20 protein-coding genes are annotated in these 22,092 nt (G+C 64.3%); 12 read left to right on the top strand and 8 right to left on the bottom strand.

The window, feature by feature from the left end; genetic code table 11:
- Window positions 1-56: 56 nt before the first annotated feature.
- Together pgeF and rluD are read right to left on the bottom strand one after the other, a co-directional pair.
- Window positions 57-833, bottom strand: coding sequence for a peptidoglycan editing factor PgeF (gene pgeF / locus AAGA68_01235; protein MEM9383657.1), 777 nt, complete (start codon window positions 831-833; stop codon window positions 57-59).
- On the bottom strand, window positions 830-1,798 hold the full coding sequence (gene rluD, locus AAGA68_01230; protein MEM9383656.1) for a 23S rRNA pseudouridine(1911/1915/1917) synthase RluD: 969 nt from the start codon (window positions 1,796-1,798) through the stop codon (window positions 830-832). The genes pgeF and rluD overlap by 4 nt, the downstream gene beginning before the upstream one ends.
- Before the next feature lie 116 nt (window positions 1,799-1,914).
- Between rluD and AAGA68_01225 the strand changes: the two genes are divergently transcribed.
- A complete protein-coding gene (locus tag AAGA68_01225) occupies window positions 1,915-2,847 on the top strand; it encodes an outer membrane protein assembly factor BamD (GenBank protein ID MEM9383655.1) in 933 nt (310 codons plus the stop codon).
- On the opposite strand, the gene AAGA68_01220 is transcribed toward AAGA68_01225, so the two are convergent.
- The 3 genes from AAGA68_01220 to sucC are packed head-to-tail and all read right to left on the bottom strand — an operon-like array spanning window position 2,814 to window position 6,525.
- A complete protein-coding gene (locus tag AAGA68_01220; protein ID MEM9383654.1) occupies window positions 2,814-4,481 on the bottom strand; it encodes an NAD+ synthase in 1,668 nt (555 codons plus the stop codon). The genes AAGA68_01225 and AAGA68_01220 overlap by 34 nt on opposite strands.
- Entirely contained in the window at window positions 4,481-5,356 is an 876-nt protein-coding gene (gene sucD, locus AAGA68_01215; protein ID MEM9383653.1) for a succinate--CoA ligase subunit alpha, read from the bottom strand. The genes AAGA68_01220 and sucD overlap by 1 nt, the downstream gene beginning before the upstream one ends.
- Window positions 5,353-6,525 (bottom strand): ADP-forming succinate--CoA ligase subunit beta, encoded by a 1,173-nt coding sequence (gene sucC, locus AAGA68_01210; GenBank protein MEM9383652.1) that lies wholly within the window; start codon window positions 6,523-6,525, stop codon window positions 5,353-5,355. The genes sucD and sucC overlap by 4 nt, the downstream gene beginning before the upstream one ends.
- Window positions 6,526-6,746: 221 nt before the next feature.
- Between sucC and AAGA68_01205 the strand changes: the two genes are divergently transcribed.
- The 11 genes from AAGA68_01205 to yacG all read left to right on the top strand — a co-directional run bounded on the left by AAGA68_01205 (window position 6,747) and on the right by yacG (window position 17,125).
- Window positions 6,747-8,453 carry a HAMP domain-containing sensor histidine kinase gene (locus AAGA68_01205; protein ID MEM9383651.1) on the top strand — a complete coding sequence of 569 codons (1,707 nt, stop codon included), beginning with the start codon at window positions 6,747-6,749 and terminating at the stop codon, window positions 8,451-8,453.
- Window positions 8,440-9,765: a sigma-54 dependent transcriptional regulator gene (locus tag AAGA68_01200; protein MEM9383650.1), complete on the top strand. Its 1,326-nt coding sequence runs from the start codon at window positions 8,440-8,442 to the stop codon at window positions 9,763-9,765. The genes AAGA68_01205 and AAGA68_01200 overlap by 14 nt, the downstream gene beginning before the upstream one ends.
- A 333-nt stretch (window positions 9,766-10,098) precedes the next feature.
- Window positions 10,099-10,575: a pilin gene (locus AAGA68_01195; GenBank protein ID MEM9383649.1), complete on the top strand. Its 477-nt coding sequence runs from the start codon at window positions 10,099-10,101 to the stop codon at window positions 10,573-10,575.
- Between the two features lie 325 nt (window positions 10,576-10,900).
- Entirely contained in the window at window positions 10,901-11,023 is a 123-nt protein-coding gene (locus AAGA68_01190; GenBank protein ID MEM9383648.1) for a hypothetical protein, read from the top strand.
- Window positions 11,024-11,284 (top strand): hypothetical protein, encoded by a 261-nt coding sequence (locus AAGA68_01185; protein MEM9383647.1) that lies wholly within the window; start codon window positions 11,024-11,026, stop codon window positions 11,282-11,284.
- 175 nt (window positions 11,285-11,459) lie between these two features.
- The gene (gene pilB / locus AAGA68_01180) at window positions 11,460-13,193 is read left to right on the top strand and encodes a type IV-A pilus assembly ATPase PilB (GenBank protein ID MEM9383646.1); all 1,734 of its coding nucleotides are present in this window, start codon (window positions 11,460-11,462) and stop codon (window positions 13,191-13,193) included.
- A 53-nt stretch (window positions 13,194-13,246) separates the two neighbouring features.
- Window positions 13,247-14,467: a type II secretion system F family protein gene (locus AAGA68_01175; GenBank protein MEM9383645.1), complete on the top strand. Its 1,221-nt coding sequence runs from the start codon at window positions 13,247-13,249 to the stop codon at window positions 14,465-14,467.
- Window positions 14,468-14,507: 40 nt separating this feature from the next.
- On the top strand, window positions 14,508-15,395 hold the full coding sequence (locus AAGA68_01170) for an A24 family peptidase (GenBank protein ID MEM9383644.1): 888 nt from the start codon (window positions 14,508-14,510) through the stop codon (window positions 15,393-15,395).
- A 20-nt stretch (window positions 15,396-15,415) separates the two neighbouring features.
- The gene (gene coaE / locus AAGA68_01165; protein MEM9383643.1) at window positions 15,416-16,051 is read left to right on the top strand and encodes a dephospho-CoA kinase; all 636 of its coding nucleotides are present in this window, start codon (window positions 15,416-15,418) and stop codon (window positions 16,049-16,051) included.
- A 53-nt stretch (window positions 16,052-16,104) separates the two neighbouring features.
- Window positions 16,105-16,908 carry a cell division protein ZapD gene (gene zapD, locus AAGA68_01160; protein MEM9383642.1) on the top strand — a complete coding sequence of 268 codons (804 nt, stop codon included), beginning with the start codon at window positions 16,105-16,107 and terminating at the stop codon, window positions 16,906-16,908.
- A 10-nt stretch (window positions 16,909-16,918) separates the two neighbouring features.
- A complete protein-coding gene (yacG, locus tag AAGA68_01155) occupies window positions 16,919-17,125 on the top strand; it encodes a DNA gyrase inhibitor YacG (GenBank protein MEM9383641.1) in 207 nt (68 codons plus the stop codon).
- A 9-nt stretch (window positions 17,126-17,134) separates the two neighbouring features.
- Here the strand turns inward: yacG and AAGA68_01150 are convergent, their stop codons facing one another.
- The 3 genes from AAGA68_01150 to AAGA68_01140 form a co-directional block, all read right to left on the bottom strand.
- The gene (locus AAGA68_01150; protein MEM9383640.1) at window positions 17,135-18,139 is read right to left on the bottom strand and encodes a Nudix family hydrolase; all 1,005 of its coding nucleotides are present in this window, start codon (window positions 18,137-18,139) and stop codon (window positions 17,135-17,137) included.
- Between the two features lie 6 nt (window positions 18,140-18,145).
- Complete coding sequence (gene secA, locus AAGA68_01145) at window positions 18,146-20,905, bottom strand: preprotein translocase subunit SecA (GenBank protein MEM9383639.1); 2,760 nt, start codon at window positions 20,903-20,905, stop codon at window positions 18,146-18,148.
- 197 nt (window positions 20,906-21,102) lie between these two features.
- On the bottom strand, window positions 21,103-22,047 hold the full coding sequence (locus tag AAGA68_01140; GenBank protein ID MEM9383638.1) for a M23 family metallopeptidase: 945 nt from the start codon (window positions 22,045-22,047) through the stop codon (window positions 21,103-21,105).
- Between the last annotated feature and the right edge of the window lie 45 nt (window positions 22,048-22,092).

Here is a 22,092-nt window from a genome sequence, read left to right as displayed (position 1 = left end):
CTCGGAGTGTCACAAGGCACGCGAGCGTGACCCGCAGACGGGGCGCGCCGACTCGGTCAGCCTCGAGCGTCCGTCACGCGCCAGATCAACGTCGCCATGCGCCCGCAGGTACCGTCTCGCCGGTAGGAGAAGAAGCGCCCACCCTCACGGTAGGTGCACGCGTCGGCTCGGTAAACGGCAGACGCCGCGAGGCCGAGGCGCACCAATCGCTGATGCGCCAGGCGCTGAAGGTCGGCGAACCAGCGATCGCCCTGGCCCGATGCGAAGGCAGCGGCCCCCTCGACGTCCTGTGCGAGGAAGGCCTCGCGGACCTCCGGCCCTACTTCGAAGGCACGTTGCGAAATGCACGGACCAAGCCAAGCCGTTATGTGCGCAGGGGAGGTTCCCATGGCGTGAACCGCCGCCTCGAGCACGCCACCGGCTAAGCCTCGCCAGCCGGCGTGGGCGGCGCCGACCACGGCGCCGGAACAAGCACACAGCAGCACCGGCAGGCAGTCGGCGGTCAATAGGGCACAGGCCTGCCCGCGTGCAGCGGTCACGGCGGCATCCGCCACCGGCGCGGGTGCTTCAGTGACCGTTACATCGAGATCTACCACGGTGGAGCCGTGAACCTGTGACAGCCAACGAGGTCGCACGTCACCGAGCAACTGGCCTAGTTTACGGCGGTTGGCGGCAACGGACGCCGCGTCATCGCCCACGTAGTCACCTAGGTTGAATCGATCCCAAGGAGCGCTGCTGGCACCGGCGCCACAGCGCGTGGTGGTCACTGCACGCACGCCGGCGGGCAGGGGCCAGTGCGGGACCAAGAGCGGACCTGTTACCTCGCCATTCATGCACCATCTCTAGGCAGGCGCAGGGCCTCGAGGAGGGCGCTCATGTCCGCGGGAACAGGACTCTCGAAAGACAGCGGTTGGCCCGATGTCGGGTGGGCGAACGCGAGGCGCGCCGCGTGCAGTGCCTGGCGCCGAAATCCCCGAAGTGCGTCGACGGTGGCGGCGCGAGCAGCAGGAGGCAGACGCAGCCGACCACCGTACTCCGGGTCTCCGACCAGGGGATATCCCAAGTGCGCCATATGTACCCGAATCTGGTGCGTTCGGCCCGTCTCAAGCCGCAAATCCACCACCGTGAATCCGGCCAGGCGTTCCGCCACCCGATAGTGGGTCACAGCCGGGCGGGCCGCGCCATCATCGGGAGGGCGCACCGCCATCCGCGTGCGCCGGGCGGGGTGCCTGCCAATCGCAGCATCGACCGTGCCCCCGCCGGTCATCTCCCCCAATGCCACCGCCCGGTACTGGCGGGTGATGTCGCGTGCCTCTAGGGCGGCGACCAGGACCGTGTGCGCCTCTAAGGTGCGTGCCACCATCAACAGACCGCTCGTGAGCTTGTCTAGGCGATGCACGAGACCCGCGCGCGGCAACACCTCGAGCGCCGGGTCGCGATGGAGCAGTGCGTTCACCAACGTGTGCGTCGCATTGCCTGCGCCCGGATGCACCACCAACCCCGCGGGCTTGTCGATCACTAGCACCGCTTCATCCTCAAACACCACCTCCAGGGGGATGTCTTGAGGCAGATCCTGCGCGCGGACCGGGGCCCGTGCCTCGAGGGTGACCTGCTCGCCCCCCAGCACTTTCTGTCGCGGCTTCGCGGGCACGCCCTCGAGGCGAGCCTCTCCGCTATCGATCCACTCGCGCAAGCGCGAGCGCGAATGGTCAGGAAACAACAGGGCCAGCGCCTGGTCAAAGCGCTTGCCGGCCAGGGACTCGGGCACCCGGGCCTGACGTGAGATCTTGGCCGTCATGCGGCGTGGACACCGGTGTTTGCAGCGGACTGGCGCTCCAGTGTAGCCCCGAAGCACCGGCTCTGCGGTATCATGCGCGCCTGCCCCGATCAGCGCGTGGACTTACAACAAGGGCGATGATGGAAGCGTTTGACTCCTCCGGCGGCTGGCGCCGACAACTCGGTATCGCACTGCTCGCGCTGACACTCGCGATCGGCGCGATCGGCTGTGGTGGCAACAAGCAAAACGACCTCGCCAAACTCGCGGATCCGCAGTTTCTCTACGATGAAGCCCAACGCGCCCTCAGCCTCGGCGCCTTCCAGGCGGCCGTGCAGATTTACGAGCAGCTCACCGTGCGCCACCCCTTCTCACCGCAGGCGCGCCAGGCCAAGCTCGATCTGATTTATGTGTACTATCGGGCGAGAAGCCCGGAGCAGGCGATCGACGCGGCGGAGACCTTCATCATCGAAAACCCCCGCGACCCGAACGTTGACTACGCCTACTACCTCCGCGGCCTGGTCTTTTTCGAGGACGACGTGAACTTCGTGGAGCGGTTGCTCAGCGTGTCCATCGCTGAGCGGCCGCCGAACGACGCCTACCGCTCCTTCTCCTACTTCCAGCTGCTCCTGCAACGCTTCCCGAACAGTGCGTACGCCGAAGATGCTCGCGAGCGCATGGTGTACCTGCGTAATCGCCTTTCGGCGTACGAAGTCTACGTTGGCGAGTTTTATATGAAGCGCGGCGCCTACGTGGGCGCGGCCAACCGCGCACGCTTCGTGCTCGAAAACTACCCAGATGCGCCTGCTACCCAGGATGCCTTGGCGCTGCTGACTCGCGCCTACGATCGGCTTGGCCTCGACAATCTCTCCGAGGACACGGAGCGGGTGCTGGCACAAACCTACGGGCAGCAAGCGTTGCAGCCCGAGCGCCGGGGCCTGTTCCGCCTATTCCGCCGCGGAGACGGGCCGGAACCATCGCTCGAGGCCGCCACAGCGAGCGAGGGCTCAGGGGACGCCGGCGCCGCCACGGCGGCCGCTCAGTCTTCGGCCGCGGGACCGTCTTCTAGGTAGTAACCCGAGGTGATCGGATAGCGCCAATCACGGCCGAAGGCGCGCGGACTCACGCGCACGCCGGGAGGGGCCTGGCGCCGCTTGTACTCGTTACGCCGCACCATGCTGAGCACACGAATCACCGTGCTGCGGTCGTAGCCCCGAGCCACGATGTCGCTCACGGCAAGATCTTCGATAATCAACGCATCGAGAATCGGATCCAGCACATCGTAGGGCGGTAGGGAGTCACTATCCAACTGCTCTGCCCGCAACTCTGCGGTCGGTGGCCGTTCGATTACACGCTCGGGGATCATCTCCCAGCCGCGCATATTGCAGTAACGCGCCAGTTCGTAGACCCGCGTCTTTGTGCAGTCCTTGATCGGCGCAAAGCCGCCGGCCATGTCGCCGTAGAGGGTGGCGTAGCCCACCGCCATCTCACTCTTGTTGCCAGTAGTGAGCAGCAAGCGCCCTGTCTTGTTCGACAGCGCCATCAGAATCACACCGCGACAACGCGATTGAATATTCTCCTCCGTCGTGTCGAAGGGCTTGCCCGCAAAGGCATCCTGCAGACTCGACAGGACCGTCTCGAACATCGGCTCAATGGAGATTACGTCGTACTCGACGCCGAGGTTGGCCGCCTGCTGCTGAGCGTCCTGCAGCGACATCTGCGAGGTGAAGCGCGAAGGCATCATGACCGCACGAACCTGTTTAGCGCCCAAGGCTTCTACGGCAATCGCCAGCGTTAGCCCTGAATCGATTCCACCGGAAAGCCCCACCAGGGCCCCGGGAAAGCGGTGCTTGCCAAGGTAGTCACGCACGCCGAGCACCAACGCGTCATAAATGAGTGCGTTCACACCCGGCTCTGGCGCCACCTCACCTTGCTCGGGAGTCAGCCCGCTGTCATCGCCAAGGAAATCCGCGAGGTAGAGTCCTGTCTCCATTGCGGGAGCACGCATTGCCATCTTGCCCTGAGCGTCCATAACGAAGGAGCGCCCGTCGAAGATCAGCTCGTCTTGGCCACCCACCATGTGCGCGTACACCACGGGCACACGGGTCTTGGCGATCCGCTCGCGCACGATGCGCTCGCGCTCCGCCTGCTTCTGAAAGTCGAAGGGCGAGGCGTTGACGTTAATCACTAGCTGCGCGCCAGCGGTGGCGGTCTCCTCCACCGGCCCCTCGCCCCACAGGTCTTCGCAAATGGTGACGCCAACAGGGGTACCCGCCACGTCCACCACACAGGGCTTATCCCCGCGACGAAAATAGCGCTTCTCATCGAACACGCCGTAATTCGGGCGGATGCGCTTGCGATAGGTAGTCACCTGCCGACCGCGATGGAGCACCGCGACGGCGTTGTAGATCACACCTGCATCGAACTCGGGATACCCCACCAGGGAGACGACCTCGCCGGCGGCGCGGCGCAAGCGTTCGAGCGCGGTCTCCACACGGTGACGAAACCCGCCATGAAAGAGCAGGTCTTCCGGCGGGTAGCCGCATAGGCAGAGCTCAGGGAAGGCGATTAGATCGGCGCCGGCGGCCGTGGCCGCCGACATCTGCTCGAGGATCTGACGCTCGTTGCCGGCGATATCGCCGACCATCGGGTTCAGCTGCGCGATCGCCACCCGGAGACGGCGTTCGCCTCCTCCACGCGGCGCCATCAACCGCCCAGGCGCGCCTTAATGGCGCTGCCGAGCTCCGCCGGCGAGCGCACGGTCGTGACGCCCGCCGTCTCGAGGGCTTCAAACTTCGCTTCGGCCGTGCCCTGACCACCGGAGACGATCGCTCCTGCGTGGCCCATACGCTTACCCGGCGGTGCCGTGACGCCCGCGATGTAAGCGACGACGGGCTTGCTAACGTGGTCTTTGATGTAGGCGGCCGCGGCCTCCTCATCGGTGCCTCCGATCTCACCCACCATGATAATGCCGTCGGTCTGCTCGTCATCGGAGAACAGGGCGATCGTGTCGATGAAGTCCATCCCGCGCACGGGATCACCGCCGATGCCCACGCAGGAGGATTGGCCCAAGCCTTGCAAGGTGGTCTGGTGAACTGCCTCGTAGGTGAGCGTCCCAGAGCGAGACACAACGCCGATACGCCCGGGCGTGTGAATCATGCCCGGCATGATGCCCACCTTGGCTTGCCCTGGCGTGATGACCCCCGGACAGTTCGGACCGACCAAGCGGGTGTTGGGGAAATCGGCGAGGGCAGCGCGCACGCGCACCATGTCGTTCACCGGGATGCCCTCGGTGATGCAGACAATCAGGCCGATGCCGGCATCCGCCGCCTCGAGGATCGCATCCGCGGCGAAGGCCCCCGGTACGTAGATCATGCTCACGTCGGCGCCGGTGGCGGCGACCGCATCGTGGCAGGTGTCGAAGACCGGACGGTCGAGGTGCGTCTGCCCAGCGCGCCCCGGGGTAACGCCGCCTACCAATTGCGTGCCATAGGCGATGCACTGCTCTGAGTGGAAGGTGCCTTGCTTGCCAGTGAAGCCCTGGCAGATGACGCGGCTCTGCGCGGTCAACAAGATGCTCATGCCTTTTCTCCTGCGGCAGCAACCACCTTGGAAGCGGCGTCGGTCAGATCCTCAGCGGGAATGATGGCGAGGCCACTCGCGGCTAACAGCTCCCGCCCCTTGGCCGCGTTGGTACCCTCCAGGCGCACCACGACAGGCACTGGCACACCCACCGTTTGCACCGCATCGATGATGCCCTCTGCGATCAGGTCACAGCGTACGATGCCGCCGAAAATATTGATCAGGATTGCCGTTACCCGCTCGTTTGAGAGGATCAGGCGGAACGCATGAGAGACGCGCTCGCTGGTCGCGTTGCCACCGACATCGAGGAAGTTGGCCGGCGACCCGCCGTGCAGCTGAATGATGTCCATGGTGGCCATAGCGAGTCCGGCACCATTCACCATGCAGGCGATGTCACCGTCCAGGGAAACGTAGTTAAGATCGTGGTCGTGGGCCACGCGCTCCATCTCGTCTTCCTGCGACTCGTCTCGCAGCAGCGCGATGGCCGGCTGGCGGAACAGGGCGTTGTCCTCGATGTTGATCTTCGCATCGAGCGCGAGGAGGTCGCCGCCCTCGGTGACGATCAAGGGGTTGATCTCCACCAGGCTGGCGTCATGGCGCAGATACAGGTCGTACAGCGCGGTGACGATCTTGGAAAATGACTTCATCTGGTCCTTCTCGGTCAGGCCAAGACCAAACGCGAGACGCCGAATCTGAAAGGGCTGCAGGCCTGCCGCCGGGTTCACCACGGCCCGCACGATCTTCTCCGGCGTGGTCGCCGCCACGTGCTCGATGTCCATGCCGCCCGCCGCCGACGCCAGGAACGTCAGCCGTCGCGCGCCCCGATCCAACAGCAGTCCCAGGTAGAACTCCTTAGCGATCGCCGAGCCGGCCTCGACCAGTACGGCCCCGACGGGCAAGCCCTGGGCGGTCGTCTGCGGCGTGACCAGCTGGGTGCCGAGCATGCCCGTCGCTGCTTCGCCCGCCTCTTCCGGCGACCGCACCACCTTGACGCCACCGCCCTTGCCGCGACCGCCGGCATGCACCTGTGCCTTGACCACCACCACGTCGGTGCCGATCTCGCGCGCCGCGACAATCGCGTCGTCTGCGTTGGTCACCGCCTTGCCCTGCGGCACCGGAATCCCGGCGTCGGCGAACAGTTGTTTCGACTGATACTCGTGAAGATTCATGAAAGTGCGACTCGCCCGCGTTGTGAGCTGTGATGGAGCCCGGCATCATATCATTCGCCGCGTAACGATTACCCTTCGGATCTACGCAGTGAGTGGACTCGCCTCACCTCTGGGCGCTCGCCCGCGTTACCGTGACGTGGTGCGCAACGCCTGCTCGTGCACTCGACCAGCATGGGCGGTTTACTGATGGGCTCCTGCCACCCTCGCTGCTCGGAGCACGCTTGAATCAAGACCACGTCCAGCCCAGCGCCGTCGCCTCCGAGGCCGCGACCCCTGTCGGCTTCGACGCCGCCGAGGTGCCGCACGGTCCCACGGACTTTCAATGGCGGGTCCTCTCGCTGTTGAACGGTTTTCGCCTGCTCGTGGTAGTGCTGCTCCTGGCACTGTTCTATCTGCCGACCGGGCCACGAGCAGTCGGCAGCGCCGCCCCGCTGCTCTTCCTGGTCACCATTCTGCTCTACCTGATCCTCGCCGTAGGTTCGGTCTACCTGATCGCACGGCGCGAGCCTGCGCCTTCTGCCCAAGTCTACCTGCAGGTGCTGGGCGACATCCTGGCGATCGCTACGCTGGTGTACGCCAGCGGCGGGATCGCATCGGGGCTGGGCAACCTCCTGGTAGTCCCGATCGGCGGCGCCTCCCTGCTGATGCAACGACGCCAGGTAGGGGTACTGCCAGCCGTGGCCGCCATCGCCCTACTAACCGAGTACGGTATCGCCACCTTGAGCGGGCCGGCCGGCGCGGCCAACTCCATGTCCACAGGTTTGCTAGGCGCGACCCTGTTCGTGGTGGCCCTGGCCGCACAACCGTTGGCGACGCGCCTGCGTGAGAGTGAGGACCTCGCCCGCCGGCGCGGCGTCGACCTGGCCAACATGGCGGAGCTGAACGACTACGTCATCCAGCACTTGCGCGAGAGCCTGGTGGTGGTCGACTCGCTGGACCAGATCCGCCTGATCAATGGCGCCGCGATGCAGTCGCTCGATGTGGAAGGACCGGCTGTCGGCCGCCGCTTGGCGGACTTCTCCCCACGCCTGCAAACTGTGGTTGATGCATGGCGTGAAGACCCAGCTCGGTTGCGATCGCAGCCGTCAATGCTGGCCAGCCCAGACGGCGGCGCCATGCTGCTGCCACAGATCGCCGAACTCGGCCGCGACCGGCCCTCCGCCTTACTCATCTTTCTCGAAGACCAAAGCTTGATCGCTGAGCGTGCGCAACAATCCAAGCTCGCAGCCCTCGGACGGCTGAGTGCCAGCATCGCTCACGAGATCCGCAACCCTGTAGGCGCCATGAGCCATGCAGCCCAGCTGCTGGGGGAATCGCCATCGTTGGCCACGGGCGACCAACGCCTCACGGATATCATCCATCAGAACGCGAAGCGCATCAGTTCCATCGTCGACAACGTGCTGCAGCTGTCGCGCCCGCGCCATGAGTTGGCAGAGGTACAGCGCTTTGCACTGACCGACTGGGTCGATGGCTTCGCCGCCGAGTACGCGGCCTCCCATCAGCTGCACGAGGGTGCCGTATGCACCTTGCACAACGACGGGTCGATCGATGTTCGCATGGACCCCACCCACCTCCATCAGGTGACGTGGAACCTCTGCGACAACGCCCTGAAGTACGGCGCGCCCAATGCCGATGGGGTGGGCATCCACCTGCGCACGGGACGGGTCTCGAGCAGCCGCCGCCCGTACCTGGAAGTCATCGACTACGGACCTGGCGTCGAGCAGAATGCGGTAGAACGTATGTTCGAACCGTTCTTCACGAGCCACCACGGGGGCACCGGCCTTGGCCTTTTCATCGCTCGCCAGCTATGCGAGGGCAGCGGCGGCGCACTCGCCTACACGCCCCGTGGAGGGCCTGGCGCGGTGTTCCGAGTGACCTTCGCCGATCCAGATCGCTGGCTGCAGGAAGGGCCCTATGGGCGCCACTAGTCGCAGACCCCGCGCCTTGGTGGTCGACGATGAGCCCGACATATGCGAGCTCATCGCCCTCACCCTCGAGCGTCTCGATGTGGAAACCCGCGTAGCAGGCGATCTCGCCGGTGCGGCGCGGGCCCTCAAGCAAACGGACTTCGAACTCTGCCTGACCGACCTGCGCCTTCCAGACGGTAGCGGGTTGGAACTAGTTGAGCGCATCGCCATGCACCATGAAGATCTGCCCGTTGCGGTGATTACCGCCCACGGCGATGTGGAGTCGGCGGTCAACGCGCTGAAGCTGGGCGCCTTCGACTTCGTCTCTAAGCCAGTGGAGCTGGATGAGCTGAGACGCCTGGTGAACACTGCCCTGCGCGTCTCACCGAGCAGCGATCAACAGCGTCCTACAACGAAACTCCTAGGCAAGTCGGAGCCCATGCTAGACCTGCAGCGCATGATCGCGCGGGTGGCGAAGGTGCAGGCCCCCGTGCACATCTACGGCGAGGCGGGCGTCGGCAAGGAATTGGTGGCTCGCCTCATCCACGAGAGCGGCCCACGCGCCGAGCAGCCCTTCATCCCGGTCAACTGCGGCGCCATCCCGAGCGAACTGATGGAAAGCGAGTTCTTCGGCCACAAGAAGGGCAGCTTCACGAGCGCGACGAGCGACAAGCTCGGCCTGTTTCAGACGGCCCAGGGCGGCACCCTGTTCCTCGATGAGATTGCGGACCTCCCCCTGCATATGCAGGTGAAGCTCCTGCGCGTCATTGCGAGCAAGGCCGTGCGCGCTATCGGCGACTCGCGCGAGGAACCCGTTGACGTGCGCATCATTAGTGCGACGAATCGGGAACTGTCGGGTTTGGTCGCCGACGGCAAGTTCCGCGAGGATCTGTACTACCGCATCAACGTGATCGAGCTGCGCGTACCGCCCCTTCGCGACCGCGGCGAAGACGTGCTGCTGCTTACCGAGCACGTGCTGACGCGCTTGGCGCGCGAGAGCGCCATACGTTCGCCCGACATGACCGTGGATGCGCGCACCGCCCTGCTGAACTACCCCTTCCCCGGCAACGTGCGTGAGCTGGAGAACATTCTGGAGCGGGCGCTCACCTTGTCTTCGGGCAACGAGATCGATGCCGACGACTTACAGCTGCGGGTGGAGACGCCTGGCGGAGGGGATCTCGAAGCGCGCCTACGTGAGGTCGCCATCAGCACGATTCAGGAGGCACTGCAGCGCACGGGCGGCAACAAGACCCGCGCCGCACAAGCGCTCGGCCTGACCCTGCGCCAATTGAGCTACCGCATGAAGACGCTTGGCCTCGGTGACAACAGTTAACGCCGAAAGCGACGGCACACGGTACTGTGCGGCGCTAGCTGTCGTCGGGAAGCGTCCTGTTATTTGACCGAATCAAGTTCCGTTACCATATGGACCAAGCTTTAGCTGACGATTTTTGTCGGTCGACGACGTAGAGCGTCAGCTCAAGCCACCTGAGGCGGCGCTCACGGGCGCATCCCGGCAGCCAGATCCACCCCAACTTCCATACGAAACATGCAGTTAGTATGGGCTCCGGGATTTCTGGCATGCCTATTGCTACTGGTTCATCGGGCGGCGATGCCGCTTGAGCGCTAACAACGCACTTTGTGCTGCACACACAAATTGGAGACATCCATGCAGAACGTCCAAAAGGGTTTTACCCTCATCGAACTGATGATCGTGGTTGCGATCATCGGCATTCTCGCCGCCATCGCTATCCCGGCTTACCAGGATTACACCCAGCGCGCCCAGGTGGGTGAGGCATTCACCATCGTGACCGGTGCCAAGACCGCGATCGCAGAGTTCCGTCAGACCACCGGGGCCTACCCGACCGCCGCCGACGTCGAGGCGCTGACGCTCAACCTCACGTCACCGGCCGGCCAGTATGTCGACACGCTGACGGTAGGCGACGGCGACGGCGTGATCACCGTGACCATGGCCAACAGCAACGTGGGCGCCGACGTCCGCGGCGGCGTGATCGAGTTCACCCCGCCCCCACCGGAAGTGCTCGCCGCTGGCCAGGCCTTCACCTGGAGCTGCGCAGCTGGGTCGCCGGAGATTGCCAACAAGTACCTGCCCCGTAGCTGCCAGACTGTGGCCGGCGGCTCCTAAGCCTCCTGCAACCTCTGGCGCGGTTCCCGGGCCACCCGTGGCCCGGGAACGCACCTGCAAAATGCCCCTCGCCGAAGGGGCATTTTGCTCTCTGAAGCTGGAAAGACGCTGGCCCATCCGACGAAACTGAGTAGACTCGGCGGCGAAAAGTGGCCCAGACACGATCCGCGACGATGAGGATCCAAGTGGCGCGAGGCCAACCACCGCCCCGGCGGTGAGCACAGGAAAAACAAGAATCGGTTAGGGATGGATCCCGTGGCGACTCAGGCGCTTGCACCCTCAATCGGCCGTGTTCGCGGCTTTACGCCCATCGAGCTGATGGTCAGTGGTCGCTGTCATCGCCTTGCTGGCCAGCCTGGCCAACACGCAGTGCGCGAACTTCGTGACCCGCGCCAAGTTGGCGGACGTGGTGCAGCTCGCGCGCCGCGACGTCGACCTGCTGCCGTGAATGGTTCCACATCAACGGCGAAATCCCCGAAGACCCGCGGATGCTGGCATCAACCTCTCCGCGGCGAAGAGCCAGTACCTCGGCGCCGATACGACGCTGACGTGGACAGGCTCCGAGGCCATTGTGGTCTTCACCGTGGGACTTGGCGCGAAGGCCGAAGGCGACCTCGCGTTCACCGGCGAGCCTCTGGGCAGCGATCTCGCCTACAGCTGTTCCAGCAGCGATCTGCCCTCGGCCCTGCTTCCCGCCCACTGCCGCTGAGCCGCTTGTGGCCCAACTAACGAGCGGCGTCACTTGACATAGGTCGCTCTCCCTTACTAAGTAGCGCGAGTTGCCGATAAAGGTCACAGGATGCCCCCGCGCGCTGCGTTAAACTGCTCGGCGCGTGTTGTGGGCGTTACGGCCCGTGACCCTTCAGGTCTTCAGGAGCGAGAGCTTGGCAGTCTCCAGTGCAAACACCGCCGGTCTGGGCGGCCTTCCGCGGCGTCTCCTGCAGGAAGGGATCGTCGAGGAGGCGACCCTTGCGGAAGCCGTGCAGACGGCCAAGGACAAGGGCAAGACGCTTGTCGGCTACCTGGTGGAGCACCAGCTCGCCGACCCTCGTGATCTGGCTATTGCCGCCTCCAGCGAGTTCGGCGTGCCCCTGCTCGATCTGGACGCCATGGAGGTAGATATCCAGACTGTTCAGCAGGTTCCGGAGAATCTGCTGACCAAGCACCGGGTGCTGCCGCTGCTCAAGCGCGGCGCCAAGCGCCTGTTCGTGGGCATCTCCGATCCCACCAACCTCACGGCCATTGACGAAATCAAGTTCGCCGCTGCCTGCAGCGTCGAAGCCGTGGTGGTGGAGGACGACAAGCTTCAGGAGCATCTCTCCCGCGCGCTCGAGGCCGCGGACTCTAGCAGCATCCTACCCTCGGGCGATGACGATCTAGATCTCGATAACCTCGAGGTCGACAGCGTTGATGAGGAGCAAAAGGACGACGTCACGCGCGATGACGTCGAAGACGCGCCTATCGTGCGCTTCGTTAACAAAATTTTGCTCGATGCCATCCAAAAGGGCGCGTCGGACGTCCACTTCGAGCCCTACGAGAAGATCTTCCGTGTGCGCACTCGTCAGGACGGCGTGCTGAAGCAGGTGGCGACGCCTCCGGTCCAGCTCGCCGGTAAAGTGTCGGCCCGCCTCAAGGTGATGTCTCGCCTGGACATCGCCGAGCGTCGGGTGCCGCAGGACGGCCGCATCAAGATGCGCCTGTCCAAGACGCGCGCGATCGACTTCCGCGTCAACACCTGCCCGACGCTGTTCGGCGAGAAGATCGTGCTGCGTATCCTCGATCCCTCGAGCGCAAAGCTCGGCATCGAGATGCTCGGCTACGAGGACCACCAGCGCGAGCTGTACGAAGACGCGCTCTCCAAGCCCTACGGCATGATCCTGGTCACCGGCCCAACGGGTAGCGGTAAGACTGTCTCGCTCTACACGGGTCTGAACATCCTCAACACCGAGGATCGCAACATCTCCACGGCGGAGGATCCGGCGGAAATCAACCTCCCTGGCATTAACCAGGTAAACGTCAACCCGAAGGTCGGCCTGACCTTCGCCTCGGCGCTCAAGGCCTTCTTGCGTCAGGATCCCGACATCATCATGGTGGGTGAGATTCGTGACCTGGAAACGGCGGAGATCGCGATCAAGGCCGCGCAAACAGGCCACTTGGTGCTCTCCACGCTGCACACGAACGACGCGCCGAAGACCCTCACTCGTATGGTCGACATGGGCGTCAAGCCCTACGCCATCGCGAGCTCGGTGACGCTGATCATCGCCCAGCGCCTGGCTCGGCGCCTCTGCGAGCACTGCAAGACACAGCTCGATATCCCCCGCGAGGCCCTTCTCAAGGAGGGCTTCACGGAGGCTGATTTGGATTCGCCCAACTTCACCCTCTACAAACCCGTCGGCTGCAAGAAGTGCACCGACGGCTACAAGGGACGCGTGGGTATCTACCAGGTGATGCCAGTTAGTGAGACTATTGGGCGAATAATTATGGAAGGCGGCAACGCTATGCAGATCGCCGATCAGGCCAGCGCCGAGGGCGTGGACGACCTGCGCCGCGCCGGCCTGAACAAGGCGATGGCCGGCATCACGAGTCTCGAAGAAATCAACCGCGTCACCGTCGACTGATCGTTTGGGCCGCTGAGCCCTCAAGCACACTCAATCGCGAGAGCAACGTACACATGGCTGAGACCGCTACCGTCAAGCAGATCCCCTTCCTGTGGGAGGGCAAGGATCGCCGCGGCAACCGCGTCAAGGGCAAGACCATCGCCGCCAGCGAGACCGCTGTCCGCTCGGAGCTGCGCCGCCAAGGCGTGCTGCCGTCGAGAATTCGAAAGCAGCGCAAGCCCATGTCCGAGGGCACGATTACCACCACGGACATCGCGCTGTTCTCACGCCAGCTAGCCACCATGATGACCTCCGGCGTTCCGCTGGTGCAGGCCTTCGAGATCATCGGCAACGGCCACGAGAAACCGGCGATGCAAAAGCTGGTGCTCTCGATCAAGGCAAGCGTGGAAGGCGGCACGAGCCTCGCCGAGTCGCTGGCCAAGCACCCGCTCTACTTCGACGACCTATTCGTGAACCTCGTCGAAGCGGGCGAGCAGGCCGGTGCCCTGGAGACGCTGCTCGACAAGATCGCCACCTATAAGGAGAAGACCGAGGCGATCAAAAAGAAGATTCAGAAGGCCCTGTTCTACCCGATGGCGGTGTTGGTCGTCGCCCTGGTGGTCACGGCGATCCTGCTGATCTTCGTGATTCCCCAGTTCGAGAACATGTTCAAGGGCTTTGGCGCCGACCTGCCCACCTTCACCAAGATGGTCATCACCGCGTCGGAGTTCGTGCGCGGCCCCGGCGGGCTAGGCATGCTCTTCGGCGGCGGCGCCGCCGTGTGGGGATTCCTCTTCGCTAAGAAACGCTCCAAGCGTCTGCGCGTCTTCCTCGATGTGCTTTCCCTGCGCATGCCGATCTTCGGCTCCATCCTGCGTAAGGCATCCATCGCGCGCTTCGCGCGCACGCTCTCGACCATGTTCAGCGCCGGCGTTCCCCTGGTCGAAGCCTTGGAGTCCGTGGCCGGGGCCTCGGGCAACCACGTCTACGAGAGCGCCATTCTGCGCATGCGCGACGAGGTCGCCACGGGCCAACGCCTGTATCGCTCCATGGAGTCGACAGAGCTGTTCCCCAATATGGTGGTTCAGATGATCTCCATCGGCGAGGAGTCCGGCTCCATCGACCAGATGGACGCCAAGGTAGCGGACTTCTACGAAGAGGACGTGGACAACGCCGTAGACAGCCTCTCGAGCCTGCTGGAGCCTCTCATCATGGCGATATTGGGCGTGCTAGTGGGCGGCCTGGTCGTAGCCATGTATCTGCCGATCTTCAAGATGGCCTCGGTGGTGAGCTAATGGGAGAAGTCGTTGGCCGATCGTTGAATCACCTTCAGCGGTGAGCGCCCTTATCGAGCTGCTCGCCGCTTACTCGGCTCTTCTCGTCAGCACCGTCACGCTGCTCGGTCTGTTGGTCGGCAGCTTCCTGAACGTGGTGATCCATCGCCTGCCGCGCATGATGGAGACCGACTGGCGCCAGCAATGCGCGGAGCTCACGGGCCAGGCCCCGAGCGCCGAGCCCTCGGCGCCCTACAATCTGCTCGTCCCCCGTTCAGCCTGCCCAGCCTGCGGACATCAAATCACCGCCGTCGAGAACATCCCGGTCATCTCCTGGCTACTCCTGCGCGGCCGTTGCTCCGCCTGCAAGACGCCGATCTCCGTGCGTTACCCCCTGGTGGAGCTGGCGAGCGCTGCCCTTAGCGCACTCGTCGCGCTTCGCTTCGGCGCCTCCGCGGAGATGCTCCTGGCACTGGGGATTACCTGGGCCCTGCTCGCCCTAGCGCTAATCGACTTCGACACGACCTACCTTCCCGACAGCATCACTCAACCACTGCTCTGGGCAGCGCTGCTCGTGAGCCTGTGGGGAGGGGGTCAGGTGAGCCGCGAAGCGCTTGCCCTGAGTCCGGCATCTGCGATTACAGGCGCGATCGCAGGCTACCTCAGCCTGTGGTCGGTTTACATGGGGTTCAAGCTACTCACGGGCAAGGAAGGCATGGGGTTCGGTGACTTCAAGTTACTGGCTGCCTTGGGTGCATGGCTCGGCTGGTTGGCCCTGCCGCTAATCGTGCTGCTGTCGGCCGTGGTCGGTGCGATCGTGGGCGTCGCCCTGATCGCGAGCGGCAAGCTGTCGCGGGACAAGCCGATGCCCTTTGGCCCCTTCCTCGCCGCCGCCGGCTGGCTCGCAATGCTCTACGGCGAGCAGCTCACCGCCTTCTACCTGCGCTAACAGAACTCAAGGGCGCAAGGATGACGCCGCCAGACGACAATCCCACCCGGGCGCTGAAGATCGGTATCACTGGCGGTATCGCCAGCGGAAAAACTGCGGTCAGCGATCACTTCGCCCGCTTGGGCGTGCCTGTGATCGACACGGATGTGCTCGCCCGAGAGGTGGTCGAGCCGGACACGGCGGGCCTGCGCGAGGTCGTGCAGGCATTCGGCGAGCGCGTCCTGCGACCCGACGGCGCCCTCGATCGGGCTCGCCTGCGCGGGATCGTGTTCGCCGACGCTACGGCTCGCCGACGCCTGGAGGAAATCCTGCACCCGCGGATCTGGAAAGCGGCACGCGGGCAGATCGAAGGAGTGCAAACCTCCTACTGCGTGGTAGTAATTCCACTCCTGGCGGAAGGGGGCGCGGTGGACCGCGTCGACCGCGTGCTGGTCATCGACTGCGATCCCGACACGCAGCTCGAGCGACTGATGCGCCGCGACGGCGCGACGGAGGAAGCGGCGCGTCGCGTTTTGGCGGCACAGGCAACCCGAGCGTCCCGCTTGGTCATCGCCGACGATGTACTGGTAAATGACGGTGACCTTCGCGATCTCGAGGCGGAGGTCGCTCGCCTCCACGCGCAGTACACGGTGCTCGCTAGAGCGCGCGGTCGGTGAGTCGCGCGGCAAGCTTTATTGCCGTGCCGCACGACGTGGAGTACAAATAGCGCATGTCACACGCTGCTACGCATCTTTCCGGCCTCGATGAGGCCAGTGAGAGCGTGACCTACGAGCTGCCGCTCACTGAGCGCATGCGTACATTTCTGCGCCTCGACTACTTGTTCCGTCAGACCCGCTTCTTCGCACGGGGCGAGGATGCGTGGCATAGCCGGAGCGCGATCGGGGCGTTGCTCGAGACACTCGCCATCCTCAACCGGGGCGACAGCCGCAGTGACGTGCTCAAGGAACTCGATCGGCAGGCTCAGAAGCTCGAGAGCTTCCGCGCCTTCCCCGGCGTCGACGACGCGCGCCTGCGCACGCTATTGGAGCGAGTGCAGCGCTGCGCCACGGTCCTCGGAGAAGCCGGGGATCGCTTCCTCAGCGAACTACGTGCCAATGAGTTTCTAAGCGCGATCAACATGCGCAGCGCCATCCCTGGCGGCACCTGCGAGTTCGATCTACCGGACTTCAAGCACTGGTCTTCCCGTCCCTACCCCGAGCGCAGCGGTGACCTCGACTACTGGCTCACCCACCTAGGACCGTTGGAAGAGGCAATCAAGGAAGTAGTGTGGCTGACGCGCGAAGGCGCGGACGCTAGCCCGCGCACGGCGAGCGGCGGCCTATACGAGCAACCCCTGGAGAAGGGGACGACGGTTCAGCTAGTGCGCGTGGGCCTGCCCCTAGACAGCCTTCGCTACCCCGAAATCAGCGGCAGCCAGCACCGATTCACCGTGCGCTTTCGCGAGTGGCGAGGCATGACCCACCGAGCGGAGATGGTGACGGACGACGTCGACTTCCTGCTCGCCTGTTGCTGAGTCCACGGCGATGGCGCACGCCCTGGTTACCTGCCCAACCTGCGAGACTCAAGTGGAGTGGAGCGAAGCCTCTCCCCATCGCCCATTTTGCAGTCGACGTTGCAAGCTCATCGACCTCGGAGAGTGGTTCGAGGAGAGCCACCGTATTGCGGGCGATCCAGCTCTCGATGAGGACGGAATGCCGCTGACTCCTCCCCGAAGCCCCCACGGCGACTAAGCGAAGCGCTTAGGTGCTCGCCCGCGCCACGCCGCGAATGCCCGCCACACCTTGGGCACCCGCCTCCCAGGCGGCAGTGAGAAGCCCATCGTCCATACCGCCGATTGCGAATACAGGCAGCGGAAGATCCGTCACCCACTGCGCAAACCCCGCCCAACCGAGCGCTTTCGCACCCGGATGGCTGGGCGTTGGCAAGACCGGCCCAAGCACCGCCGCGTCCGCCCCTCCTGAGCTGGCGGCAGCGAGCTCGCCGGGATCGTGACAAGAACACATCAGCTGCCACCCTCGCCGATCCGCAGACTCTCGCAGGTGAGGCAGTTGCGCCAAAAAACGCGCCGGCAGGTGTAGACCGGCGACGGTTGCAGACCTATCAGCTAACTTTTGCGTTTGCGCTGGATCTCCGCCCAGCAGCCAAGTGGGACTGACCTTCCCCTGCGCCGAGCGCTCCCCTACAACGCGGTCGAAGGCAGCGCACAGCGCGCCAAGGTAAGCCGGATCAGTGTCGGGTTGGCGCAGCTGGACGAGGCGAATACCTGCCTCGGCGGCACGCGTGAGGAAGGCCTCCACATCGCCCAGGGGCAGCCGAGGCGGAGTAATCAGATAACGGGCCGGTAGGCGCATGGCGGTAACGATCGGGCCATCCGCTTCCAGAAGATTCAGCCTTGCAAACGCAGCCGCGTCGGTCAGGTCTACCCAACGCAGCGCTTGACCTTCTTGCGAGCGCGGTTCACCCCCATAGCGCGCCTCGCGAGCGTGCAGTATCACACGGCGTTCGGGATAGTCGTGAGCCAGCTGTAGGAGCGGTCGACTCGATAAGGTTCGTACCCCGAGCTCTTCCTCTAGCTCGCGAGCGAGCGCCTCGTGAAGCGATTCGCCTGGCTTCACTTTGCCGCCGGGCAGCTCCCACTTACCCGCCATCTCCTTGCCGGCCGGGCGCTCGGCCAACAGCACCCTTCCGCGACCGTCACGCAAGACGGCGGCGACCACCGTGATGGTGCTTCGCGCCTCGCTCACCGACCGTTAGGTGAGCTTGCCATGGCATTGCTTGTACTTTTTACCCGAACCACAAGGGCAGGGCTCGTTGCGCCCAACCTTGCGCTCAGCGCGCATGACCGGTGCAGCCGCCGCGGCGGGTGCACCTCCACCGCCCCCGACGCGGCGCGCTGGCGAGGGCGCCTGGCCTGGGGCCGCCGTGCCGGTGCCCGGTGCTGCCTCTTGGGCAGCGCGAGCCTGCGCGAGCTGAGCCTTGGCCGCCGCTTCGCGCTGACGCTCCAGCGTTTGCGGGTCTGCCTCGGTGCGCAGCTCGAACATGCACAGGCGCTTGGTAACCTCGGTCTTCACCCGCTCGAGCATGTCTGAGAACATCTCAAAGGCCTCGCGCTTATACTCCTGCTTCGGGTTCTTCTGCGCGTAGCTGCGCAGTCCGATCCCCTGGCGCAGGTAGTCCATCGCGGCCAGATGTTCTTTCCAGTACTGGTCGAGAATGCCTAGCATGACCGTTGCCTCTACCCGACGCACGATCTCTGCACCGTAGCGCTCCACCTTCTCGGCGTAGCGCTCATCGAGGGCCTGCAGGATCTTCGCGCGCAGGCCGTCCTCGTTGAGGTCATCGTCCGTATCGAGCCATTGCTGGAGGTCGAGCTTAGCGCCAAAGTCACTCTCGACCATGTGCGCAAGACCGCTGATATCCCACTGCTCCTCCACGCTACCCGGCGGGATGAAGTTGTCGATCTCCCGATTGACGACCTCCTCGCGAATACCGTGGACCGCGTCTTCGATCTCCTCAGCGCTCATCAACTCGCCGCGCTGGCTGTACACCACCTTACGCTGCTCATTGGCGACATCGTCATACTCAAGAAGCGCCTTGCGCATATCGAAGTTATGCGCCTCGACCTTGCGCTGAGCCCGCTCAATTTGCCCGCTGAGCATCTTGGACTCGATCGCCTCGCCCGGCTTCATGCCGACGCCCTTCAGCAGCCCCTGCGTGCGCTCGGGATTGCCGAAGATTCTCATCAGGCTGTCTTCCATGGAAAGGAAGAAGCGGCTCGACCCGGGGTCGCCCTGGCGACCCGAACGGCCGCGCAGCTGGTTGTCGATGCGACGCGACTCGTGCCGCTCGGTCCCGATGATGTGCAGACCACCCGCCTCGAGCACTTTCTGGTGGCGCCCTTCCCAGTCCTTCCTCGTGTCCTCGCGCGCTTGCGAGCTCTCCTCGGCGATATCGCTGAGCTCCGAGTCTAGGTTGCCGCCAAGCACAATGTCGGTGCCGCGACCGGCCATGTTGGTGGCGATAGTGATGGCGCCCGGTTGTCCGGCCTGGGCAACGATCGCTGCCTCACGCTCGTGTTGCTTGGCGTTGAGCACTTCATGCTTGATCTTCTCCTTGCGCAGGACCGCAGCAAGGCGCTCGGAGTTGTCGATTGAGGTGGTCCCAACGAGGACGGGCTGCCCGCGCTCGTAGCAATCCTTGATCTCCTCCACGATCGAGGTGAACTTGTCCTCCTCGTTGAGAAACACGAGATCTGGATGGTCCTTGCGCACCATGTCTCTGTGGGTGGGGATCACCGCCACCTCGAGGCCGTAGATCTGCTGGAACTCGAAGGCTTCCGTATCGGCCGTACCGGTCATCCCCGCGAGCTTGTCGTACATGCGGAAGTAGTTTTGGAAGGTGATGGAGGCCAGGGTCTGGTTTTCCTGATTGACCCGCAAACCCTCCTTGGCTTCGATCGCCTGATGCAGACCATCTCCCCAGCGGCGACCCGGCATCGTGCGACCGGTGAACTCGTCAACGATCACTACCTGACCGTCTTTGACTATGTAGTCCACGTCGCGATGGTAGATCGCGTGCGCGCGCAGGCCAGCCGTGAGGTGATGCAGCAAGCCGATGTTGGCCGGTGCGTACAGGCTCTCGCCACCGTCGAGGAGCTTGGCTTGAACCAGCAGCTCCTCCACCTTGACCAGGCCATCCTCGGACAGATGCACCTGCTTGGCCTTCTCATCGACCCAGAAATCGCCCTCTCCCTCCTCATCTGCCTGACGTTTGAGGCGGGGCACTAAACCGTTGACCCGTGCGTAGAGCTCCGTGCCGCCGTCGGCCGGGCCGGAGATGATCAGCGGCGTACGGGCTTCGTCGATGAGGATAGAGTCCACCTCGTCAACGATTGAGAACGCTAGGTCACGCTGAACCTTGTCCTCGGTGCGGAAGGCGAGGTTGTCGCGAAGGTAATCGAAACCAAACTCGTTGTTGGTGCCGTAGGTGATGTCCGCTGCATAGGCCTCGCGCTTGCCTATCGGGTCCTGACCCGAGCGGATGGCGGAGACTTCAAGGCCGAGGAAGCGATAGATCGGGCCCATCCATTCGGCATCGCGACCCGCCAGGTACTCGTTGACCGTGACCACGTGCACGCCCTTTCCTGGCAGGGCGTTCAAATAGGCCGCGAGAGTGGCCACCAGGGTCTTACCCTCACCGGTGCGCATCTCTGCAATCTTGCCTTCATGCAAGGTCATCCCGCCGATCAGCTGCACATCGTAGTGGCGCAATCCCAGCGTGCGCCGAGCGGCTTCACGCACGGCCGCGAAGGCCTCCGGAATCAGCGAATCGAGCTCCGCATCGCCCGCGAGGCGCTCGCGGAACTCTTCCGTCTTTCCGCGCAAGCGCTCGTCGCTCAGCTGCTCGAATTCAGACTCGAGCGCGTTGGTCTTCTTGACCACTTTGCCGTAGCGCTTGAGCAGACGCTGGTTGGCGCTACCGAAGACGCTGGTAAGAATATTTGCCATGATTCCAGAGACTTACAGTTGACGCGGGGCGACCACGGACTTTCGCCGCAGGCATCGCGTGCGTGTTCAAATCGGAGTGTTCAACGGCGGCGTGCCGGTGCGCGGGCGCCGTGATCGGCTGGCGAGTGTAGCGCAGTCAGAAGGACACCGCCGCCCGCCAGTTCCGGCCACAGCGGGTCTGGGGGCGCGAGGCCTCTATTTCAAGGCTGGCGGGAGCCGCCGGCTCGCACGTAGGAGATGGGATTGACGGTGCGGCCGTTGCGCAGGACCTCAAAGTGCAGATTGGGGCCAGTGGCGCGTCCCGTAGAGCCCATCTTCGCGATCACCTGGCCCTTACTCACTCGATCGCCGACGGCCACTAGGTTGTCACTGTTGTGCGCGTAGCGCGTGACCAGGCCGTTGCCGTGGGTGAGTTCGACGAGGTAGCCGTAACCGTAGCGCCGCGCGGACCAGGTGACCACACCGTCGGCGACGGCCTTGATCGGCATGCCTTCGGTCCCCGCGAAGTCCAGACCGGCGTGCCAGGCCCGCGTGTTGTTGATCGGGTCTGTGCGCCGTCCGTAGGGCGAGCTGATCCAACCGCCCTCGACGGGCCAACCGGCGGGCTCGACCCGCTGTGCAACCGTGCGTGTGAGCAGCATGCTCTCAAGGGCCTGGAGCTGACGACGCCGATCGTCGAGCTGGCGTTCCAAGGTAAGCACCTCGGAGAACACCTCGTCGCTCGTCACCACGCTCGCCAAGTAGTCGCCGTCAACAGTCTCCGGCCCGCCCATCGCGGGCGCCGACGCGAAGTTGAACTCACCGTCCTCAAGTTCGGCCATGGTGGTGAGCCGCTGCCCGAGAGCATCCAACCGGGTGACGTGTGCCGAGAGGGAGCCCACACGCGCCACGAGGGCTTCCATGTTGTTTTCGAGGGACTGCTCCAGGGCATCCAGAGCGACCGTTTGGTAAGCGACCTGCGCTTCGAGGATATCCACCTGGCGCTCTGCGCGTAGCTTCATGCCCCAGCCGACGCCAGCTCCCGTGATAAAGCCAGTAAGGCCTACGGCAACGGCAAAAATGGCGATGGCGCCGTATACCTGGGTCGCGCTCACGCGCAGACTGCGCACGCCATTGTTGCGATTGGCAAGGACAAGCAGGTTCATCTAGGCTCGCCTTTTATGTGTGTCATGCGATCTACCCTGACCTCT

This window comes from Pseudomonadota bacterium, assembly GCA_039193195.1.
Taxonomy (GTDB): Bacteria; Pseudomonadota; Gammaproteobacteria; order Steroidobacterales; family JBCBZW01; genus JBCBZW01.
This window is presented reverse-complemented; position numbering and strand designations above follow the sequence as displayed.

What these genes read in the sequence shown, in the direction of transcription:
- pgeF (MEM9383657.1), bottom strand. Translation starts at nt 833, where the DNA reads ATGAATGGCGAGGTAACAGGTCCGCTCTTGGTCCCGCACTGGCCCCTG.
- rluD (MEM9383656.1), bottom strand. Translation starts at nt 1,798, where the DNA reads ATGACGGCCAAGATCTCACGTCAGGCCCGGGTGCCCGAGTCCCTGGCC.
- AAGA68_01225 (MEM9383655.1), top strand. Translation starts at nt 1,915, where the DNA reads ATGATGGAAGCGTTTGACTCCTCCGGCGGCTGGCGCCGACAACTCGGT.
- AAGA68_01220 (MEM9383654.1), bottom strand. Translation starts at nt 4,481, where the DNA reads ATGGCGCCGCGTGGAGGAGGCGAACGCCGTCTCCGGGTGGCGATCGCG.
- sucD (MEM9383653.1), bottom strand. Translation starts at nt 5,356, where the DNA reads ATGAGCATCTTGTTGACCGCGCAGAGCCGCGTCATCTGCCAGGGCTTC.
- sucC (MEM9383652.1), bottom strand. Translation starts at nt 6,525, where the DNA reads ATGAATCTTCACGAGTATCAGTCGAAACAACTGTTCGCCGACGCCGGG.
- AAGA68_01200 (MEM9383650.1), top strand. Translation starts at nt 8,440, where the DNA reads ATGGGCGCCACTAGTCGCAGACCCCGCGCCTTGGTGGTCGACGATGAG.
- AAGA68_01195 (MEM9383649.1), top strand. Translation starts at nt 10,099, where the DNA reads ATGCAGAACGTCCAAAAGGGTTTTACCCTCATCGAACTGATGATCGTG.
- AAGA68_01185 (MEM9383647.1), top strand. Translation starts at nt 11,024, where the DNA reads ATGGTTCCACATCAACGGCGAAATCCCCGAAGACCCGCGGATGCTGGC.
- AAGA68_01175 (MEM9383645.1), top strand. Translation starts at nt 13,247, where the DNA reads ATGGCTGAGACCGCTACCGTCAAGCAGATCCCCTTCCTGTGGGAGGGC.
- coaE (MEM9383643.1), top strand. Translation starts at nt 15,416, where the DNA reads ATGACGCCGCCAGACGACAATCCCACCCGGGCGCTGAAGATCGGTATC.
- zapD (MEM9383642.1), top strand. Translation starts at nt 16,105, where the DNA reads ATGTCACACGCTGCTACGCATCTTTCCGGCCTCGATGAGGCCAGTGAG.
- yacG (MEM9383641.1), top strand. Translation starts at nt 16,919, where the DNA reads ATGGCGCACGCCCTGGTTACCTGCCCAACCTGCGAGACTCAAGTGGAG.
- AAGA68_01140 (MEM9383638.1), bottom strand. Translation starts at nt 22,047, where the DNA reads ATGAACCTGCTTGTCCTTGCCAATCGCAACAATGGCGTGCGCAGTCTG.